This is a genomic window from Vibrio sp. QJM3NY_39 (assembly GCF_057785895.1).
The window spans coordinates 3,591,704-3,608,784 of the sequence record NZ_CM173505.1 but is presented as its reverse complement, the minus strand read 5'-3'; the positions used below and the strand labels follow the sequence as shown (position 1 = coordinate 3,608,784).

The 17,081-nt window shown below is 44.2% G+C and carries 20 protein-coding genes; all 20 read left to right on the top strand.

Translation table 11 applies throughout. The annotated features are described in order from the left end of the window. The first annotated feature begins 309 nt into the window (after positions 1–309). Positions 310–1,059, top strand: a complete 750-nt coding sequence (locus AC3CHU_RS16100; RefSeq protein ID WP_054548324.1) for an amino acid ABC transporter substrate-binding protein — start codon at positions 310–312, stop codon at positions 1,057–1,059. 129 nt (positions 1,060–1,188) lie between these two features. Next, positions 1,189–1,860: an amino acid ABC transporter permease gene (locus AC3CHU_RS16095; RefSeq protein ID WP_004735796.1), complete on the top strand. Its 672-nt coding sequence runs from the start codon at positions 1,189–1,191 to the stop codon at positions 1,858–1,860. Then, the gene (locus tag AC3CHU_RS16090) at positions 1,857–2,594 is read left to right on the top strand and encodes an amino acid ABC transporter ATP-binding protein (protein ID WP_488524910.1); all 738 of its coding nucleotides are present in this window, start codon (positions 1,857–1,859) and stop codon (positions 2,592–2,594) included. Before AC3CHU_RS16095 ends, AC3CHU_RS16090 begins: the two co-directional genes overlap by 4 nt. A 206-nt stretch (positions 2,595–2,800) precedes the next feature. Further along, a complete protein-coding gene (gene rpmH / locus AC3CHU_RS16085; RefSeq protein ID WP_004735800.1) occupies positions 2,801–2,935 on the top strand; it encodes a 50S ribosomal protein L34 in 135 nt (44 codons plus the stop codon). A 45-nt stretch (positions 2,936–2,980) separates the two neighbouring features. Beyond that, on the top strand, positions 2,981–3,304 hold the full coding sequence (rnpA, locus tag AC3CHU_RS16080) for a ribonuclease P protein component (RefSeq protein ID WP_017055478.1): 324 nt from the start codon (positions 2,981–2,983) through the stop codon (positions 3,302–3,304). Continuing rightward, positions 3,271–3,528, top strand: a complete 258-nt coding sequence (gene yidD / locus AC3CHU_RS16075) for a membrane protein insertion efficiency factor YidD (RefSeq protein ID WP_004735802.1) — start codon at positions 3,271–3,273, stop codon at positions 3,526–3,528. The genes rnpA and yidD overlap by 34 nt, the downstream gene beginning before the upstream one ends. Positions 3,529–3,530: 2 nt before the next feature. After that, entirely contained in the window at positions 3,531–5,153 is a 1,623-nt protein-coding gene (yidC, locus tag AC3CHU_RS16070) for a membrane protein insertase YidC (protein ID WP_488524909.1), read from the top strand. Between the two features lie 130 nt (positions 5,154–5,283). Then, the gene (mnmE, locus tag AC3CHU_RS16065) at positions 5,284–6,645 is read left to right on the top strand and encodes a tRNA uridine-5-carboxymethylaminomethyl(34) synthesis GTPase MnmE (RefSeq protein ID WP_004735804.1); all 1,362 of its coding nucleotides are present in this window, start codon (positions 5,284–5,286) and stop codon (positions 6,643–6,645) included. Positions 6,646–6,692: 47 nt separating this feature from the next. Further along, positions 6,693–7,127: an FMN-binding protein MioC gene (gene mioC / locus AC3CHU_RS16060; RefSeq protein WP_114634140.1), complete on the top strand. Its 435-nt coding sequence runs from the start codon at positions 6,693–6,695 to the stop codon at positions 7,125–7,127. Between the two features lie 482 nt (positions 7,128–7,609). Further along, positions 7,610–9,505: a tRNA uridine-5-carboxymethylaminomethyl(34) synthesis enzyme MnmG gene (gene mnmG, locus AC3CHU_RS16055; protein ID WP_054548321.1), complete on the top strand. Its 1,896-nt coding sequence runs from the start codon at positions 7,610–7,612 to the stop codon at positions 9,503–9,505. After that, complete coding sequence (gene rsmG, locus AC3CHU_RS16050) at positions 9,505–10,137, top strand: 16S rRNA (guanine(527)-N(7))-methyltransferase RsmG (RefSeq protein WP_017058801.1); 633 nt, start codon at positions 9,505–9,507, stop codon at positions 10,135–10,137. The genes mnmG and rsmG overlap by 1 nt, the downstream gene beginning before the upstream one ends. 14 nt (positions 10,138–10,151) lie before the next feature. Further along, positions 10,152–10,925, top strand: coding sequence for a ParA family protein (locus AC3CHU_RS16045; RefSeq protein ID WP_017077301.1), 774 nt, complete (start codon positions 10,152–10,154; stop codon positions 10,923–10,925). Between the two features lie 23 nt (positions 10,926–10,948). Beyond that, entirely contained in the window at positions 10,949–11,830 is an 882-nt protein-coding gene (locus AC3CHU_RS16040) for a ParB/RepB/Spo0J family partition protein (RefSeq protein WP_474356030.1), read from the top strand. Positions 11,831–12,021: 191 nt separating this feature from the next. After that, on the top strand, positions 12,022–12,411 hold the full coding sequence (locus AC3CHU_RS16035) for a F0F1 ATP synthase subunit I (protein WP_004735732.1): 390 nt from the start codon (positions 12,022–12,024) through the stop codon (positions 12,409–12,411). Positions 12,412–12,419: 8 nt separating this feature from the next. After that, on the top strand, positions 12,420–13,217 hold the full coding sequence (gene atpB, locus AC3CHU_RS16030; RefSeq protein WP_004735733.1) for a F0F1 ATP synthase subunit A: 798 nt from the start codon (positions 12,420–12,422) through the stop codon (positions 13,215–13,217). A 50-nt stretch (positions 13,218–13,267) separates the two neighbouring features. Next, positions 13,268–13,525, top strand: coding sequence for a F0F1 ATP synthase subunit C (gene atpE, locus AC3CHU_RS16025; RefSeq protein WP_004735734.1), 258 nt, complete (start codon positions 13,268–13,270; stop codon positions 13,523–13,525). Positions 13,526–13,583: 58 nt separating this feature from the next. Then, positions 13,584–14,054: a F0F1 ATP synthase subunit B gene (gene atpF, locus AC3CHU_RS16020; protein ID WP_017077303.1), complete on the top strand. Its 471-nt coding sequence runs from the start codon at positions 13,584–13,586 to the stop codon at positions 14,052–14,054. 15 nt (positions 14,055–14,069) lie between these two features. Continuing rightward, on the top strand, positions 14,070–14,603 hold the full coding sequence (gene atpH / locus AC3CHU_RS16015) for a F0F1 ATP synthase subunit delta (RefSeq protein ID WP_004735736.1): 534 nt from the start codon (positions 14,070–14,072) through the stop codon (positions 14,601–14,603). 13 nt (positions 14,604–14,616) lie between these two features. Next, complete coding sequence (gene atpA / locus AC3CHU_RS16010; RefSeq protein WP_004735737.1) at positions 14,617–16,158, top strand: F0F1 ATP synthase subunit alpha; 1,542 nt, start codon at positions 14,617–14,619, stop codon at positions 16,156–16,158. A 48-nt stretch (positions 16,159–16,206) separates the two neighbouring features. After that, complete coding sequence (atpG, locus tag AC3CHU_RS16005; RefSeq protein WP_004735739.1) at positions 16,207–17,073, top strand: F0F1 ATP synthase subunit gamma; 867 nt, start codon at positions 16,207–16,209, stop codon at positions 17,071–17,073. Positions 17,074–17,081: the final 8 nt, after the last annotated feature.

Sequence of the window (17,081 nt, the reverse complement as noted above, 5' to 3'; positions counted from 1 at the left end):
GGTGCCCCACTCTATTTAAGTTATATGAAATGACCGCTAATTTTACCTGTTGATAAGTCAGATCACCAGCAATTGATCACAGATCCAGTGAATAAGATCCAAGTTATTCACAATAAATAGTGCAAAACTGGATGGATCCACACATCTTGCCCCTACTTTACTCACACAACGATCCACTTATGCCCGGATCCTTGCTAGTTATCCCCAAATCGAGAATACGATCTGGTTATGGTTAATAACATCTGGTTATTTATTCTATTGAGCATTTTCCCAGTAACATCCAACCCTATAAATATAAGGAGTTACCAAATGAATAACTGGATTAAGGCTGCAATTGCGGCTATCGCACTCTCTGCTGCTACTGTTCAAGCTGCGACTGAAGTTAAAGTCGGCATGTCTGGTCGCTACTTCCCATTTACGTTCGTTAAACAAGACCAACTACAAGGTTTTGAAGTGGATTTATGGGATGAGATCGGTAAACGTAATGACTATAGCGTTGAATACGTAACGGCAAACTTCTCTGGTCTGTTTGGTCTTCTTGAAACGGGTCGAATCGATACCATTTCAAACCAAATTACAATAACGGATGCACGTAAAGCGAAATACCTATTCGCAGACCCTTACGTAGTAGACGGCGCACAAATTACCGTTCGTAAAGGTAATGACAGCATTAAAGGTATCGAAGACCTAGATGGTAAGACGGTTGCGGTAAACCTTGGCTCAAACTTTGAGCAACTGCTGCGCAGCTACGACAAAGAAGGCAAAATCAATGTCAAAACCTACGATACCGGTATTGAACATGATGTCGCTCTTGGTCGTGCCGACGCATTCGTAATGGATCGCCTATCAGCACTAGAGCTTATCAAGAAGACTGGTCTACCATTACAGCTAGCAGGACAACCATTCGAGACAATCGAAAATGCTTGGCCTTTCGTTAACAACGACAACGGTCAAAAACTGCAAGCAGAAGTAAACGAAGCATTAGCAGCAATGCGCGCAGATGGTACGCTAGAAAGTATCTCTCAGAAATGGTTTGGTGCGGACATTACTCAGAAGTAACGACTCACTTTCCCATTTGAGGCCCACTGCTTTACACAGCGGTGGGCTTTTTGCTTTTGTGCACTGATTAAAAAGCCTGATATAACAGTATTTCCAAACAATACTTCCAATAAAAATATGAGATAGATTATGGGATTTGACTTTAATTACATGCTAGGTCTGTTGCCAATACTGCTGAAGTATTTAGGCACCACTATGGAGATGGCAATCTGGGGCTTATTTTTCGCCCTAATTCTATCTTTGATACTGGCGAACATTCGTGTATTCAAAATCCCAGTACTCGACCAGCTTAGCCAGCTGTATATTAGCTTCTTCCGAGGCACGCCACTGCTGGTGCAACTGTTCCTTCTATACTATGGCCTACCACAAGTGTTTCCGTGGATGGTTGGACTTGATGCGTTTGGCGCCGCGGTTATCGGCTTAACCTTACACTTTGCTGCTTACATGGCTGAAAGTATTCGTGCCGCGATTATCGGTATCGATCGTAGTCAAATGGAAGCAAGCCTGTCAGTCGGTATGACAACCAGCCAAGCCATGCGTCGAGTGATCTTGCCGCAAGCGACACGTGTAGCACTGCCTTCTTTGATGAACTATTTCATCGACATGATTAAGTCGACTTCACTTGCATTCACCCTAGGTGTAGCCGAAATCATGGCTAAAGCTCAGATGGAAGCTTCTTCAAGTTTCCGCTTCTTCGAGGCTTTTTTAGCAGTCGCGCTGATTTACTGGGGCGTGGTGGTTATCCTCACTCGTATTCAAATTTGGGCCGAAGTGAAACTGAATAAGGCGTATGTACGATGATCAAATTACAAAATATCCACAAGCAGTTTAGTGACACCGAAGTATTGAAAGGGATCGACCTCGAAATCAAGCAAGGTGAGATAATTGTCATCATAGGTTCAAGTGGTACGGGTAAGTCTACCCTGCTGCGTTGTGTGAATTTTCTAGAGCAAGCCGATCAAGGTACGATTTCGATTGATGATATCAAGGTTGATACTCAGAAACACACTAAAGCAGAAGTGCTTGCACTGCGCCGTAAGACCGGTTTTGTGTTCCAAAACTATGCACTGTTCGCTCACCAAACGGCAAGGCAGAATATTGCGGAAGGTTTGATTACCGTTCGTGGTTGGAAAAAGCAGCAAGCTCATGAAAAAGCACAACAAATACTCGATGATATTGGCCTAGGAGAGAAAACAGATAGCTATCCAGCAGCGCTCTCTGGTGGCCAGCAGCAACGTGTTGGTATTGGCCGTGCGATGGCCCTACAACCAGAGCTTTTATTGTTTGATGAGCCTACTTCAGCGCTCGATCCTGAGTGGGTTGGCGAAGTGCTTAACTTAATGAAAAAACTGGCAAATCAGCATCAAACCATGCTGGTGGTTACCCATGAAATGCAGTTCGCTAGAGAGGTCGCAGACCGAGTGATCTTCATGGCTGATGGTCACATTGTCGAACAGGGATCTCCACAGGATATTTTTGGTAATCCACAGGATCCTAAATTAAAGAAATTCTTAAATAAGGTCGGGATCGAATAAGGATCCTTGTGATTTTAGTTATTCTACGTATAATCCCCCGACCGGAATTTTAGTTAACCCAATCATTGACACTTTTTGTGACAGTGATTACAATTCCGCCTCTTTGTTGAGAGGCGTCGGTTTTCCTTTCTTATATAAAGAAGAGAAAAAATGCCCACGCCGGGTTTAACAAAAACCTAAAACTACTGATCAGTAAGGTAATTACAATGAAACGCACTTTTCAACCTACAGTTCTAAAGCGTAAGCGTACTCACGGTTTCCGTGCTCGCATGGCTACTAAGAACGGTCGCGCAACAATCAATGCACGTCGTGCAAAAGGCCGTAAGCGTCTTTCTAAGTAATCTTTGATTATTTTGAATAAGCTAGCCTTCGGTCGGGAGTTACGCTTGTTAACTCCCGAACATTATCAGAATGTCTTCAAGCAAGCTCATCGAGCAGGCTCCCCTCATTTCACCATCATTGCCCGAAATAACTCTCTTTCAAATCCTCGCCTTGGATTAGCTGTTCCGAAAAAGCAGATTAAAACCGCCGTGGGTCGTAACCGATTCAAGCGTCTTACTCGTGAAAGCTTTCGTAACACTCAACACAAACTTCCTAACAAAGATTTTGTTGTAATCGCTAAGAAGAGCGCGCAAGATTTAAGCAATGAAGAAATGTTCAAGCTACTCGACAAATTATGGCTTCGCCTGTCTCGCCCTTCGCGTGGATAGCGCTAATACCCATCTATTTTTATAGATGGTTTATTAGTCCACTCATCGGCCCACGCTGCCGATTTACTCCAACCTGCTCTTTATATGCGATAGAAGCGTTGAAAGCTCACGGTTTTGTAAAAGGGTGTTGGTTATCAGGCAAACGTCTATTAAAATGCCATCCTTTGAACGAAGGGGGCTTTGACCCCGTTCCACCAGTCCAAAAACAAGACAGAGATAAATAACGATGGATTCTCAACGTAATATCCTGTTAATCGCATTGGCTTTGGTTTCTTTCCTACTGTTCCAACAATGGAACGTAGCTCAGAACCCAGCTCCACAAGCGATTGAGCAGGCACAATCTGACAGCACCCTACCAGCGCCATCTTATGCAGATGACTTAGACCCAGCTCCGGGCCAACAAGTCGCTTCTGCAAAAACTATCACAGTAACAACTGATGTACTGACTCTGTCAATTGATACGGTTGGTGGTGATGTCGTTCAAGCAAACCTAAATGATTACTCTGCTGAGTTTGATTCTGAAGATACGTTTGTTCTTCTTAAGAACGAACCTGGTCACCAATTTATCGCACAAAGCGGTCTAGTTGGCCCACAAGGTATCGATTTAAGCAGCACTAACCGCCCTAGCTACACGGTTTCAGCAGACAGCTTCACGCTTGCTGATGGTCAGGATGAACTACGCATCCCGATGACTTACCAAGCGAACGGCCTTGATTACACGAAAACATTCGTCCTTAAGCGTGGCAGCTACGCAATGGATGTTGAATACGATGTAGTCAACAACTCTGGTACTAACGCGACATTCGGCATGTACGCTCACCTACGTCAAAACGTTATGGATGACGGCGGTAGCTTAACAATGCCAACTTACCGCGGTGGTGCTTACTCTACGGAAGATACGCGTTACAAAAAATACAGCTTCGACGACATGCAAGATCGCAACCTGTCTCTTAACCTAGCCAATGGTCAAGGTTGGGCAGCGATGATTCAGCACTACTTTGCAAGTGCTTGGATCCCACGCGATGAAGCAGGCAGCAACCTTTACACTCGTGTCATTGGTAACCTTGGCGACATTGGTGTTCGCATGCCGAACAAAACCATCGCTACTGGCGACGAAGCAAGCTTTAAAGCAACGCTTTGGGTTGGTCCTAAACTTCAAGACCAAATGGCTGCTGTAGCACCAAACCTAGACCTAGTAGTTGACTACGGTTGGTTATGGTTCATTGCTAAACCACTTCATACTCTGCTTTCGTTCATTCAAGGCATCGTTGTGAACTGGGGTCTAGCAATCATCTGTCTAACGTTTATCGTTCGTGGTGCGATGTACCCACTAACGAAAGCTCAGTACACGTCTATGGCGAAAATGCGTATGCTTCAGCCTAAGCTGACTGCAATGCGTGAGCGTATTGGCGACGACCGTCAACGTATGAGCCAAGAAATGATGGAGCTGTACAAGAAAGAGAAAGTAAACCCACTTGGTGGCTGTTTACCTATCATCTTACAAATGCCTATCTTCATTTCGCTATACTGGGCACTGATGGAATCTGTTGAACTGCGTCACTCACCGTTCTTCGGTTGGATTACTGACCTTTCAGCACAAGACCCATACTACATCTTGCCACTTCTGATGGGTGCTTCAATGTTCCTAATCCAGAAGATGAGCCCGACAACTGTAACGGATCCAATGCAGCAGAAGATCATGACCTTTATGCCGGTTATGTTTACATTCTTCTTCCTGTTCTTCCCTTCAGGTCTGGTTCTTTACTGGCTAGTATCGAACATCGTAACTCTGATTCAGCAAACGCTTATCTACCGCGCGCTGGAAAAGAAAGGCTTACATTCTAAGTAAGTTCGATAATAGAAAGAGATAAAGAAAGGCGACCAAAAGGTCGCCTTTTTGTTTTTAGCTGATTACAATTCAGCTAATTGATTAATCGTGAACGCCCCTTTTTGGCTCTCACATGCTAGCAGGCACAACTATGACTACAGATACGATTGTTGCTCAAGCGACCGCGCCCGGCCGTGGTGGCGTCGGTATTATCCGCGTTTCCGGCCCATTGGCGACTCAGGTTGCCCTAGAAGTAACAGGAAAAACACTCAAGCCTCGCTACGCTGAGTACCTACCGTTTAAATCTGACGATGGCATCGAACTCGATCAAGGCATCGCGCTTTACTTCCCTAACCCGCACTCGTTTACTGGCGAAGACGTATTAGAGTTGCAAGGCCACGGCGGACCAGTGGTTATGGATATGCTAATCAAACGCATCCTAGCCATTTCAGGCGTACGTGCAGCGCGTCCAGGTGAGTTTTCAGAACGTGCCTTCTTGAACGATAAGATGGATTTAACTCAAGCCGAAGCGATTGCTGACTTAATTGATGCCAGCTCAGAAGAAGCAGCAAAATCGGCGCTTCAATCGCTACAAGGCGAATTCTCTAAACGCATTAATACGCTTGTAGATTCTCTGATTTACTTAAGAATCTACGTTGAAGCAGCGATCGATTTCCCAGAAGAAGAAATTGATTTTCTTGCTGACGGTAAAGTCAGTACTGACTTACAGGCTATCATCGATAACCTCGAGGCTGTACGTCAAGAAGCGAATCAAGGTGCGATCATGCGTGAAGGCATGAAGGTCGTGATTGCAGGTCGCCCAAATGCCGGTAAATCGAGCCTATTGAATGCGCTGTCTGGCAAAGAATCTGCGATTGTGACCGATATTGCCGGCACCACACGTGATGTATTGCGTGAACATATCCATATTGACGGTATGCCACTGCACATTATCGATACCGCAGGCCTGCGTGATGCCTCTGATGAAGTAGAAAAAATCGGTATTGAACGCGCTTGGGAAGAAATTGCTCAGGCAGACCGAGTTTTATTTATGGTTGATGGCACGACAACAGACGCAACAGACCCGAAAGATATCTGGCCAGATTTCGTTGATCGTCTACCAGACAACATCGGAATGACGGTAATTCGTAATAAAGCGGATCAAACCAGTGAAGAGTTAGGCATTTGTCATGTTAACGATCCAACCCTGATTCGCTTATCAGCAAAAACAGGCCAAGGTGTCGACGCTCTGCGTAGCCATCTCAAGGATTGCATGGGCTTTGCTGGTGGTCATGAAGGTGGCTTTATGGCGCGCCGCCGCCACTTGGATGCACTAGAACGCGCATCGGAACACCTTGATATTGGGCAACAGCAGCTTGAAGGCTACATGGCCGGAGAGATATTAGCAGAAGAGCTTCGTATCACCCAACAGCACCTCAATGAGATCACAGGCGAGTTCAGTTCCGATGATCTTTTAGGTCGAATCTTCTCTTCATTCTGTATCGGTAAATAACATAAAGGCTGGCTTACGCTGGCCTTTTCTTTTGTAAGGACAGCTTAATGATCCACATTATTACAGGCAGCACCTTAGGTGGCGCTGAATACGTTGGCGATCACCTTAACGATCTTCTAGAGGCTCAAGGGCACGAGATAGAACTTCATAATCAGCCTGAATACAATAATATTCCTCAGCAAGGTACTTGGTTAGTGGTGACATCAACACATGGTGCGGGCGATTTTCCTGATAATATCCAACCGTTGATCAACGCATTGACTCAAGAATCTCCAGATTTAAGTGCTATTCGTTATGCTGTTATCGCACTTGGTGATTCAAGTTACGATACCTTCTGTTCTGCGGGAAAATCAGTCCACAGCCAACTGAAAAAACTCGGTGCACAACCTATTTCAGACTGCTTTACCATCGATGTATTGGAAACTCCGGTACCTGAGGATGCAGCTGAAGAGTGGTTTAACGATCATAGTGACCAGTTCTAGTCCCTCAATTTCCCCAAAAAGCGGCTTATGCCGCTTTTTTTGTCTCTGAATATCGTGATTGTGAATAACTTTTTTGAAAAAAATTCGAAAATTAAAGCAAAAACCTCAATTTCCTCTGTGGATAAGATCATACATATACGGTGATTAACCTATAGTTATCCAAATAACAACTTTCAAGCCAATTCTCCCCTGTGAATAAGTAGCCATTTTGATCCCAGCTAATCCTCATTATGATCAAAGTTAGATCACATACTTTGATCCAAAAAAGATCCATGATCTTGTTGATCATTTTTGACTTATCCACAGACACCCTCGATCCTAATAATAGATATAATAAAAGATCTCTATAAAGATCTTATCTATATTAATTAAAAACAGCTTTATCGAAAAATCCCAAAAACGTTTTCTCAAGCTATGAAAACAGGTAGAATATCGCTCCTTTTTATCAATCTAGAAAACGTTTGAATACCCGAGGTCGGTTCATGCTTTATCACGAAAAATTTGACGTCATCGTTGTTGGTGGTGGCCATGCAGGAACGGAAGCCGCACTCGCATCTGCACGTACTGGTCAAAGTACGTTACTACTCACTCATAATATCGATACGTTGGGACAAATGTCTTGCAACCCTGCTATTGGCGGGATCGGTAAGGGCCACTTGGTAAAAGAGGTCGATGCAATGGGTGGATTAATGGCGCAAGCTATTGATCATGCAGGTATTCAGTTCAGAACGTTAAACGCATCAAAAGGTCCAGCGGTACGTGCAACTCGTGCACAAGCTGACCGCGCGCTTTACAAAGCCTTTGTTCGAAATGTTCTTGAAAACACACCAAACCTAACTCTGTTTCAACAATCGGTTGATGACTTGATCGTTGAGCAGGATCAAGTGGTGGGTGTTGTTACACAGATGGGCCTTAAGTTCCGCGCTAACGCAGTGGTACTGACGGTCGGTACATTTCTAGGTGGAAAGATCCATATTGGTATGGAAAGTTCTTCAGGCGGTCGCGCTGGTGATCCACCATCGATCGCACTGGCTGACCGTCTTCGTGATCTTCCATTCCGAGTTGATCGCCTGAAAACGGGTACACCTCCTCGTATCGATGCACGTAGCGTTGATTTTTCAGAGTTAGAGGTTCAGCACGGTGATAACCCAACACCTGTATTCTCGTTCATGGGTAGCCGAGCTCAACAGCCTCGCCAAATTCCATGCTACATCACGCACACTAACGAAAATACGCATGACGTTATTCGCGCCAATCTCGATCGCAGTCCAATGTACGCGGGCGTGATTGAAGGTATTGGTCCGCGCTACTGTCCATCGATTGAAGACAAAGTGATGCGTTTTGCTGACAAGAACAGTCACCAGATTTTCATTGAACCTGAAGGTCTAACGACACATGAGCTATACCCGAATGGTATCTCGACAAGTCTGCCATTTGATGTTCAGGTAAAAATCGTTCACTCAATGAAAGGTTTTGAAAATGCTCATATCGTCCGCCCAGGCTATGCGATCGAGTATGATTTCTTTGATCCTCGCGACCTTAAGCTGACTTACGAAACTAAGTTTATTAAGGGTCTATTCTTTGCCGGTCAAATCAACGGTACCACTGGCTACGAAGAAGCGGCAGCACAAGGCTTGATGGCCGGTCTGAATGCAAGTTTGTTTACACAAGGCAAAGAGGGCTGGAGCCCGCGTCGTGACCAAGCTTACATGGGCGTTCTTATTGATGACTTGTCGACGATGGGTACCAAAGAACCTTACCGTATGTTCACGTCTCGCGCGGAATACCGTTTGTTACTTCGTGAAGACAACGCTGATATCCGCTTGACTGAGAAGTCGCGTGAGCTTGGCTTGGTGGATGATGCTCGTTGGGCTCGATTCAACGAGAAAGTAGAAAACATGGAGAAGGAACGTCAACGTCTAAAAGAAACGTGGATTAATCCAAAATCTGAAGATGTTGATCAACTGAACCAAATTCTTAAAACACCTATGTCTCGTGAAGCAAGCGGTGAAGATCTTCTTCGTCGCCCTGAAATGACTTATTCACAGCTAACGGCATTGGATCGTTTTGGCCCGGCATTGGAAGATCAACAAGCATCCGAGCAAGTTGAGATCCAAGTGAAGTACGATGGTTATATCCAGCGTCAACAAGACGAAATTGAAAAATCACTGCGTCATGAAAATACCAAATTGCCTGCTGATATCGATTACAGCAAGGTGAAAGGACTTTCTAACGAAGTGGTTCTTAAACTAACGACTGCTAAGCCTGACTCAATTGGTATTGCTTCTCGAATTTCAGGTATTACGCCTGCAGCAATCTCAATTCTGTTGGTTTATTTGAAAAAACACGGCCTGCTGAAAAAAGGTGAGGAAGCATAATGAGTGCATTACGCGAAAAACTGGATCACCTGATTGGCCAGACTGAACTTGAAGTATCTGAAAAGCAACGTGGCCAATTGGTTGGCTACGTTGAGTTACTGAACAAGTGGAACAAGGCTTACAACTTAACGTCAGTTCGTGACCCGCAAGAAATGATGGTGAAACATATCTTAGATAGCATCATTGTTAGCACTCACTTACAAGGCAAGCGCTTTATTGATGTTGGTACAGGCCCTGGTCTTCCTGGGATTCCGCTCTCAATCATGAACCCTGACTGCGAGTTTTACTTGCTCGATAGCCTAGGTAAGCGTATTCGTTTTATTAAACAAGTGATTCATGAATTGGGCATCGACAACGTGGTGCCGGTTCAAAGTCGTGTTGAAGAATTTCAACCCGAAGAAAAGTTTGATGCCGTGCTCAGTCGCGCATTTGCGTCAATGACAGACATGGTAGAGTGGTGTCACCATTTACCTAAAGAGCAATCCGGTGTATTTTTGGCTCTTAAGGGACAACATCCTAGAGACGAAATCGACCTGTTACCTGAATGGTGTTCAGTGACAGACATTAAAGCTTTGCAAGTGCCAGAGCTTGATGGAGAGCGTCATCTAGTTACTTTATCGCGTCAGGGATAATCAGCGAGGCCATAGTGGGTAAAATCGTAGCAATTGCCAACCAGAAGGGCGGCGTAGGAAAAACAACAACTTGCATTAATTTGGCAGCATCAATGGCGGCAACAAAACGCAAGATATTGGTTGTTGACCTCGATCCTCAAGGTAATGCCACTATGGCGAGCGGTGTCGATAAGTATCAAGTTGAAGCAACTGCTTACGATTTGCTGGTTGAAGACACCCCATTTGATGAGGTAGTTTGCCGAAGTACATCTGGCAATTATGACCTCATCGCCGCAAACGGTGATGTGACTGCGGCAGAAATCAAGTTAATGGAAGTATTTGCTCGTGAAGTTCGTTTAAAAAACGCACTCGAATCCATTCGCGACAACTATGATTTCATCTTTATTGATTGCCCCCCTTCATTAAACCTTCTTACAATCAACGCGATGGCTGCGGCCGATTCCGTATTGGTTCCTATGCAATGTGAATATTTTGCTTTGGAAGGTTTGACTGCGTTGATGGATACCATCAGTAAGCTCGCTGCGGTAGTAAACGAGAATCTGAAGATCGAAGGTCTTCTTCGTACAATGTATGATCCTCGTAACCGCTTATCGAATGAAGTCTCTGATCAACTCAAAAAACACTTCGGTAGCAAAGTTTACCGAACTGTGATCCCTCGAAATGTACGTTTGGCAGAAGCGCCGAGTCATGGCAAGCCAGCAATGTACTACGACAAGTATTCCGCAGGTGCTAAGGCATATCTTGCTCTTGCAGGCGAAATGTTGCGTCGTGAAGAAGTCCCAGTATAGGTCTAACCAAAGGAATTCGCTCAATGTCTAAGCGTGGTTTAGGAAAAGGGTTAGATGCATTGCTTGCAACTAGCTCATTGGCTCGTGAAAAACAACAAGTTGCTTCTCATAGTCAGGCTTTGTCTGCAGAAGGTGAGTTCACAGAGATTGCTATCGGTAGCTTGAAGCCAGGTGTATATCAACCGCGTAAGGATATGGCGCCAGAAGCGCTAGAAGAGCTGGCCGCATCTATTCAATCTCAAGGTATTATCCAACCTATCGTCGTGCGTCCTTTAGCGTATGGTCAATATGAGATTATCGCTGGTGAGCGCCGTTGGAGAGCTGCTCGTCAAGCTGGCTTAAAACAGGTGCCGTGCTTGGTCAAGAAGGTTGAAGACAAAGCTGCGATTGCGATGGCATTGATTGAGAACATTCAGCGTGAAGACTTGAATGTTATCGAAGAAGCACAAGCGCTAGAGCGCTTACAGAACGAATTCGAGCTGACACATCAACAAGTCGCCGAAGTGATCGGTAAATCGAGAGCAACGGTTAGTAACTTATTACGTCTAAATCAGCTAGAAAATGAAGTAAAAGGTTTAGTTTCCAATAAACAACTGGAAATGGGTCATGCTCGAGCATTGCTTGCGCTTGAAGGTGATACCCAGATTGAAGCAGCAAACACTGCGGCAACCAAAAAAATGACCGTGCGTCAAACTGAGCTGCTTGTCAAAAAGTGCTTAAAACCAGACGTTGAACCAGAATCGAAGCCTGAAGACACAGAAGCTATCGAACTTTCACGAAGACTCACGGAAAAATTGCAAGCAAACGTTTCAGTTACTCGTTCTGTTAGCGGTAAGTCAAAAGTGACGATTACTCTTGATGAGCCTCACAAATTAGAGCAACTTATTGCTAAACTAGAGTACTAAATGAGATAATTGATTTAGGTCAATTATGTAATAAACAAGTAATTTCGTACAAAAGTTGTCGGTTTGTATGCAAAAATGTAAAAGATTGCTGCATTGTGATTGCAATCAATTTGGCTGAACGTATAATTTTCGCCAATTTCTCAGCACGCTTATAAGCGAGTGGTAAAGTGGGCTTAAAGAGGAACGAATACATGGTAGCGGCGTTAGCAAGACCAGGACGAGTGCTTGCAAAGCAAATGTTATTGATCGAGCTTAGCGCGGTTATATTAGTGGCGATAGGGTTAGGTTTAGCTGTTAATCCTGATTGGGGTTTTGCTGCATTAATCGGTGGCGGTATTTTTGTCATCGCGAATGTAGTTTTTTGTGTGTGTGCTTTCCTATTTTGTGGAGCTCGTGCAACTAAGTTAGTTGCGGCGTCGTTCTATGCTGGCGAAGTGCTCAAAATCTTAATCACAGTTTTACTATTCTCTATTGTCTACATGTATATGCAGGTGGAATTAATTCCCCTCAAACTGACCTATTTACTGGTTCTAGGTATTAATATCTTTGCGCCAGTGCTTTTCATTAACAATAAAAAATAGGATGAGTTATGGCTGCGCCAACAGCATCCGGATACATTGAACACCATTTACAAAACCTTTCTTTAGCTAAGTTTGGTCTTGTAGAGGAAACAAGTTTCTGGAACGTACATATAGACAGTCTGTTTTTTTCTGTGCTGACAGGGGTGTTATTCCTTTGGGTTTTTCGCTCAGTCGCTAAGAAAGCAACAGTAGGTGTACCTGGTAAGCTTCAGTGTTTTGTTGAAATGGTAGTGGAATTCGTTGGCGACAACGTTAAAGAAACTTTCCATGGCCGCAATCCTCTGGTAGCTCCATTAGCACTGACTATATTCTGCTGGATTATCATAATGAACTTGATGGACTTAGTGCCTATCGATTTCTTACCGTATCCTGCAGAGCATTGGCTAGGTATCCCTTACTTGAAAGTGGTTCCTACAGCTGATGTAAATATAACAATGGCAATGGCTTTAGGTGTTTTTGCTCTGATGATCTACTACAGCATCAAAGTAAAAGGCTTAGGCGGATTTGCTAAAGAATTGGCACTGCATCCATTTAATCACCCAATCATGATTCCATTTAACTTGGTACTTGAGGTAATTTCGCTATTAGCGAAGCCACTATCTCTAGGTATGCGTTTATTTGGTAATATGTTTGCGGGTGAGGTGGTGTTTATTCTTATCGCGGCAATGCTACCGTGGTACTTACAATGGGTAGGTGCACTACCTTGGGCTATCTTCCATATCTTGGTTATTTTGATTCAAGCGTTTGTTTTCATGATGTTGACAATCGTTTACCTATCAATGGCCCATGAAGATAGTGATCACTAAAAAAATTTTTAAGCTTTATTCTAACTATTAATGTTAATCGGAGAACGTAAATGGAAACTGTACTAAGTTTTTCAGCAATCGCTGTTGCTATCATTGTTGGTCTTTGTGCCGTAGGTACTGCAATTGGTTTTGCTATTCTTGGTGGTAAATTCCTAGAAGGCGCTGCGCGTCAACCTGAAATGGCTCCAATGCTACAAGTTAAGATGTTCATCATCGCTGGTCTACTGGATGCTGTTCCAATGATCGGTATCGTAATCGCACTACTATTCACGTTTGCTAACCCATTTGTAAGTCAGCTAGCAGGCTAATTAACTCTTAATAGTTAATTAAATTTTTGTAGTTGATTCTTAACGAGGAGTAGCTGTTGTGAATATGAACGCAACTCTGTTAGGTCAAGCAATTGCTTTTTCGCTGTTTGTTTGGTTCTGCATGAAATATGTATGGCCACCAATCATGCAAGCAATTGAAGAACGTCAGAAGAAAATTGCTGACGGTCTTGTAGCCGCTGAACGCGCTGCTAAAGACTTGAACCTGGCACAAGCCAACGCTTCTGAGCAAATGAAGGAAGCGAAGCGCACTGCAACTGAGGTTATTGATCAGGCAAACAAACGTAAAGCTCAAATTATTGATGAAGCTCGCGAAGAGGCTCAGGCAGAACGCCAGAAGATCTTAACGCAAGCTGAAGCTGAAATTGAAGCTGAACGCACACGTGCCCGTGATGACCTGCGCAAACAAGTCGCAACTCTGGCTATAGCTGGTGCTGAGAAAATCCTTGAGCGTACAATCGATAAAGATGTACACAATGATCTTCTTAACAACATTACTGCAAAACTTTAAAGCAAGGGGCTGTATATGTCTGATTTGACTACAATCGCACGCCCCTATGCTAAAGCAGCGTTTGACTTTGCGGTAGATAAAGGTGAGCTAGACCAATGGGGTCAAATGCTTACTTTTGCTGCCGAAGTGGCACAAAATGATGATGTTCATAATTTATTAAGCAGTTCAATGACTGCTGAAAAGTTAGCTGAAATATTCATTGTAATTTGTGGCGAACAATTTGATGAATTCGGCCAGAACTTAATTAAAGTGATGGCAGAGAATGGTCGTTTAATGGCCTTTCCTGATGTTTGTAAACAGTTCTTATTGCTTAAACAAGAGCACGAGAAAGAAATCGACGTTGACGTTACTTCAGCGGTTGAACTTTCTGAAGAACAGCGCACAAGCATCATCAGCAAATTGGAACTGCGCCTAGCGCGCAAAGTTCAGCTGAATTGCAGTATAGATGAGACTCTACTTAGTGGAGTTATTATTCGAGCCGGAGACCTAGTCATCGATAACTCAGCGCGCAGTCGTTTAGACCGCCTGAGCGATGCATTGCAGTCTTAATGGGGATTGGAGCATGCAACTTAATTCCACTGAAATTAGCGATCTAATTAAACAACGTATTGAATCTTTCGACGTTGTTAGTGAAGCTCGCAATGAAGGTACTATCGTTTCTGTAAGCGATGGCATCCTTAGCATCCACGGCCTAGCGGACGTGATGCAAGGTGAAATGATCGAACTACCGGGTGGCCGTTACGCGCTAGCACTAAACTTGAACCGTGATTCGGTTGGTGCTGTTGTAATGGGCCCGTATGCTGACCTACAGGAAGGCATGAAAGTTACAGGTACTGGTCGTATTCTTGAAGTACCAGTAGGTCCTGAAATGCTTGGTCGTGTTGTAAACACGCTAGGTGAGCCAATTGATGGTAAAGGTCCTATCGAAGCGAAACTAACTTCGCCTGTAGAAATTATCGCACCAGGTGTAATCGACCGTAAATCGGTAGATCAACCTGTTCAAACTGGTTACAAGTCAGTTGACTCAATGATCCCTATCGGTCGTGGTCAACGTGAACTAGTAATCGGTGACCGTCAGACTGGTAAAACAGCAATGGCGATCGATGCGATTATCAACCAGAAAGACTCTGGTATTTTCTCTATCTACGTAGCTATCGGCCAAAAAGCGTCGACTATTGCTAACGTAGTTCGCAAACTAGAAGAGCACGGCGCACTGGCAAACACTGTTGTTGTTGTTGCATCTGCTTCTGAATCTGCAGCGCTGCAATACCTTGCACCGTATGCTGGTTGTGCGATGGGTGAATACTTCCGTGATCGCGGCGAAGATGCACTGATTGTTTATGATGATCTATCTAAGCAAGCGGTAGCTTACCGTCAAATTTCACTACTACTTAAGCGTCCACCTGGCCGTGAAGCGTTCCCTGGTGATGTTTTCTACCTTCACTCTCGTCTACTAGAGCGTGCTGCTCGTGTAAGCGAAGCATACGTAGAAAAGTTCACTAACGGTGAAGTGACAGGCAAGACTGGTTCTTTAACTGCTCTTCCTATCATCGAAACGCAAGCTGGTGACGTATCTGCATTCGTACCAACGAACGTAATCTCGATTACTGATGGTCAGATCTTCCTACAAACTGAACTATTCAACGCGGGCGTACGTCCAGCTGTTGACCCTGGTATCTCAGTTTCTCGTGTAGGTGGTTCGGCGCAGACTAAAATCATCAAGAAGCTATCTGGCGGTATCCGTACTGCTCTAGCTCAATACCGTGAACTTGCAGCATTTGCACAGTTCTCATCGGATCTTGATGAAGCGACCAAAAAGCAACTAGACCACGGTCAAAAAGTTACAGAACTGATGAAGCAGAAACAATATGCTCCTATGTCTGTATTTGACCAAGCTCTAGTAATCTTCGCTGCAGAGCGTGGATACCTTCAAGACGTAGAACTGTCTAAAGTTCTAGATTTTGAAGCTGCTTTACTGTCGTTTGCTCGTGGTCAATACGCTGATCTAGCAACACAGATCGACGCAACGGGTGCTTTCAACAAAGAAATCGAAGCTGAGCTGAAGAAGCTTGTTGACGATTTCAAGGCAACCCAGACCTGGTAATTGGTAGGTGGTCTTAGGGCCACCTCATACCATTAACGGAGAGTAACGATGGCCGGCGCAAAAGAGATACGTAATAAAATCGGTAGTGTTAAAAGCACACAGAAGATTACGAAAGCAATGGAAATGGTAGCAGCTTCGAAAATGCGTCGTTCTCAAGACGCAATGGAAGCTACTCGTCCATATGCAGAAACAATGCGTAAAGTGATCGGTCATTTGGCTAATGGTAGCCTCGAGTATAAGCATCCTTATCTTGAGGAACGTGAAGCCAAACGTGTTGGTTACATCATCGTTTCTACAGACCGTGGTCTTTGTGGTGGTTTGAACATTAACTTGTTCAAAAAAGCTATGAACGACATGAAAGATTGGTCTGAGAAAGGTGCTGATGTAGAGCTTGCAATTGTAGGCTCTAAAGCAACAGCATTTTTCAATAACAGCGGCGCGAAAGTAGCAGCTCAAGTTTCTGGTCTGGGCGATCGTCCAAGCCTTGAAGACTTGATTGGCTCTGTAAGCGTTATGCTGAAGAAATATGATGAAGGTGAATTGGATCGCCTGTTCGTAGTGTTTAACAGATTTGAAAACACTATGGTTCAAGAACCAACGATCGATCAATTACTTCCTTTGCCTAAATCAGACAGCGAAGAAATGAAACGCAGTCATTCTTGGGATTACATTTATGAGCCCGAGCCAAAACCACTACTAGATGCACTATTAGTTCGATACGTCGAATCTCAAGTGTATCAAGGTGTGGTCGAGAATCTTGCTTGTGAGCAAGCAGCTCGAATGATTGCAATGAAATCAGCAACAGATAACGCTGGTGACATTATTGATGACTTAGAACTTGTGTATAACAAAGCCCGTCAATCGGCGATTACACAAGAACTTTCTGAGATCGTTTCAGGCGCAGCTGCGGTTTAAGCTTAGGT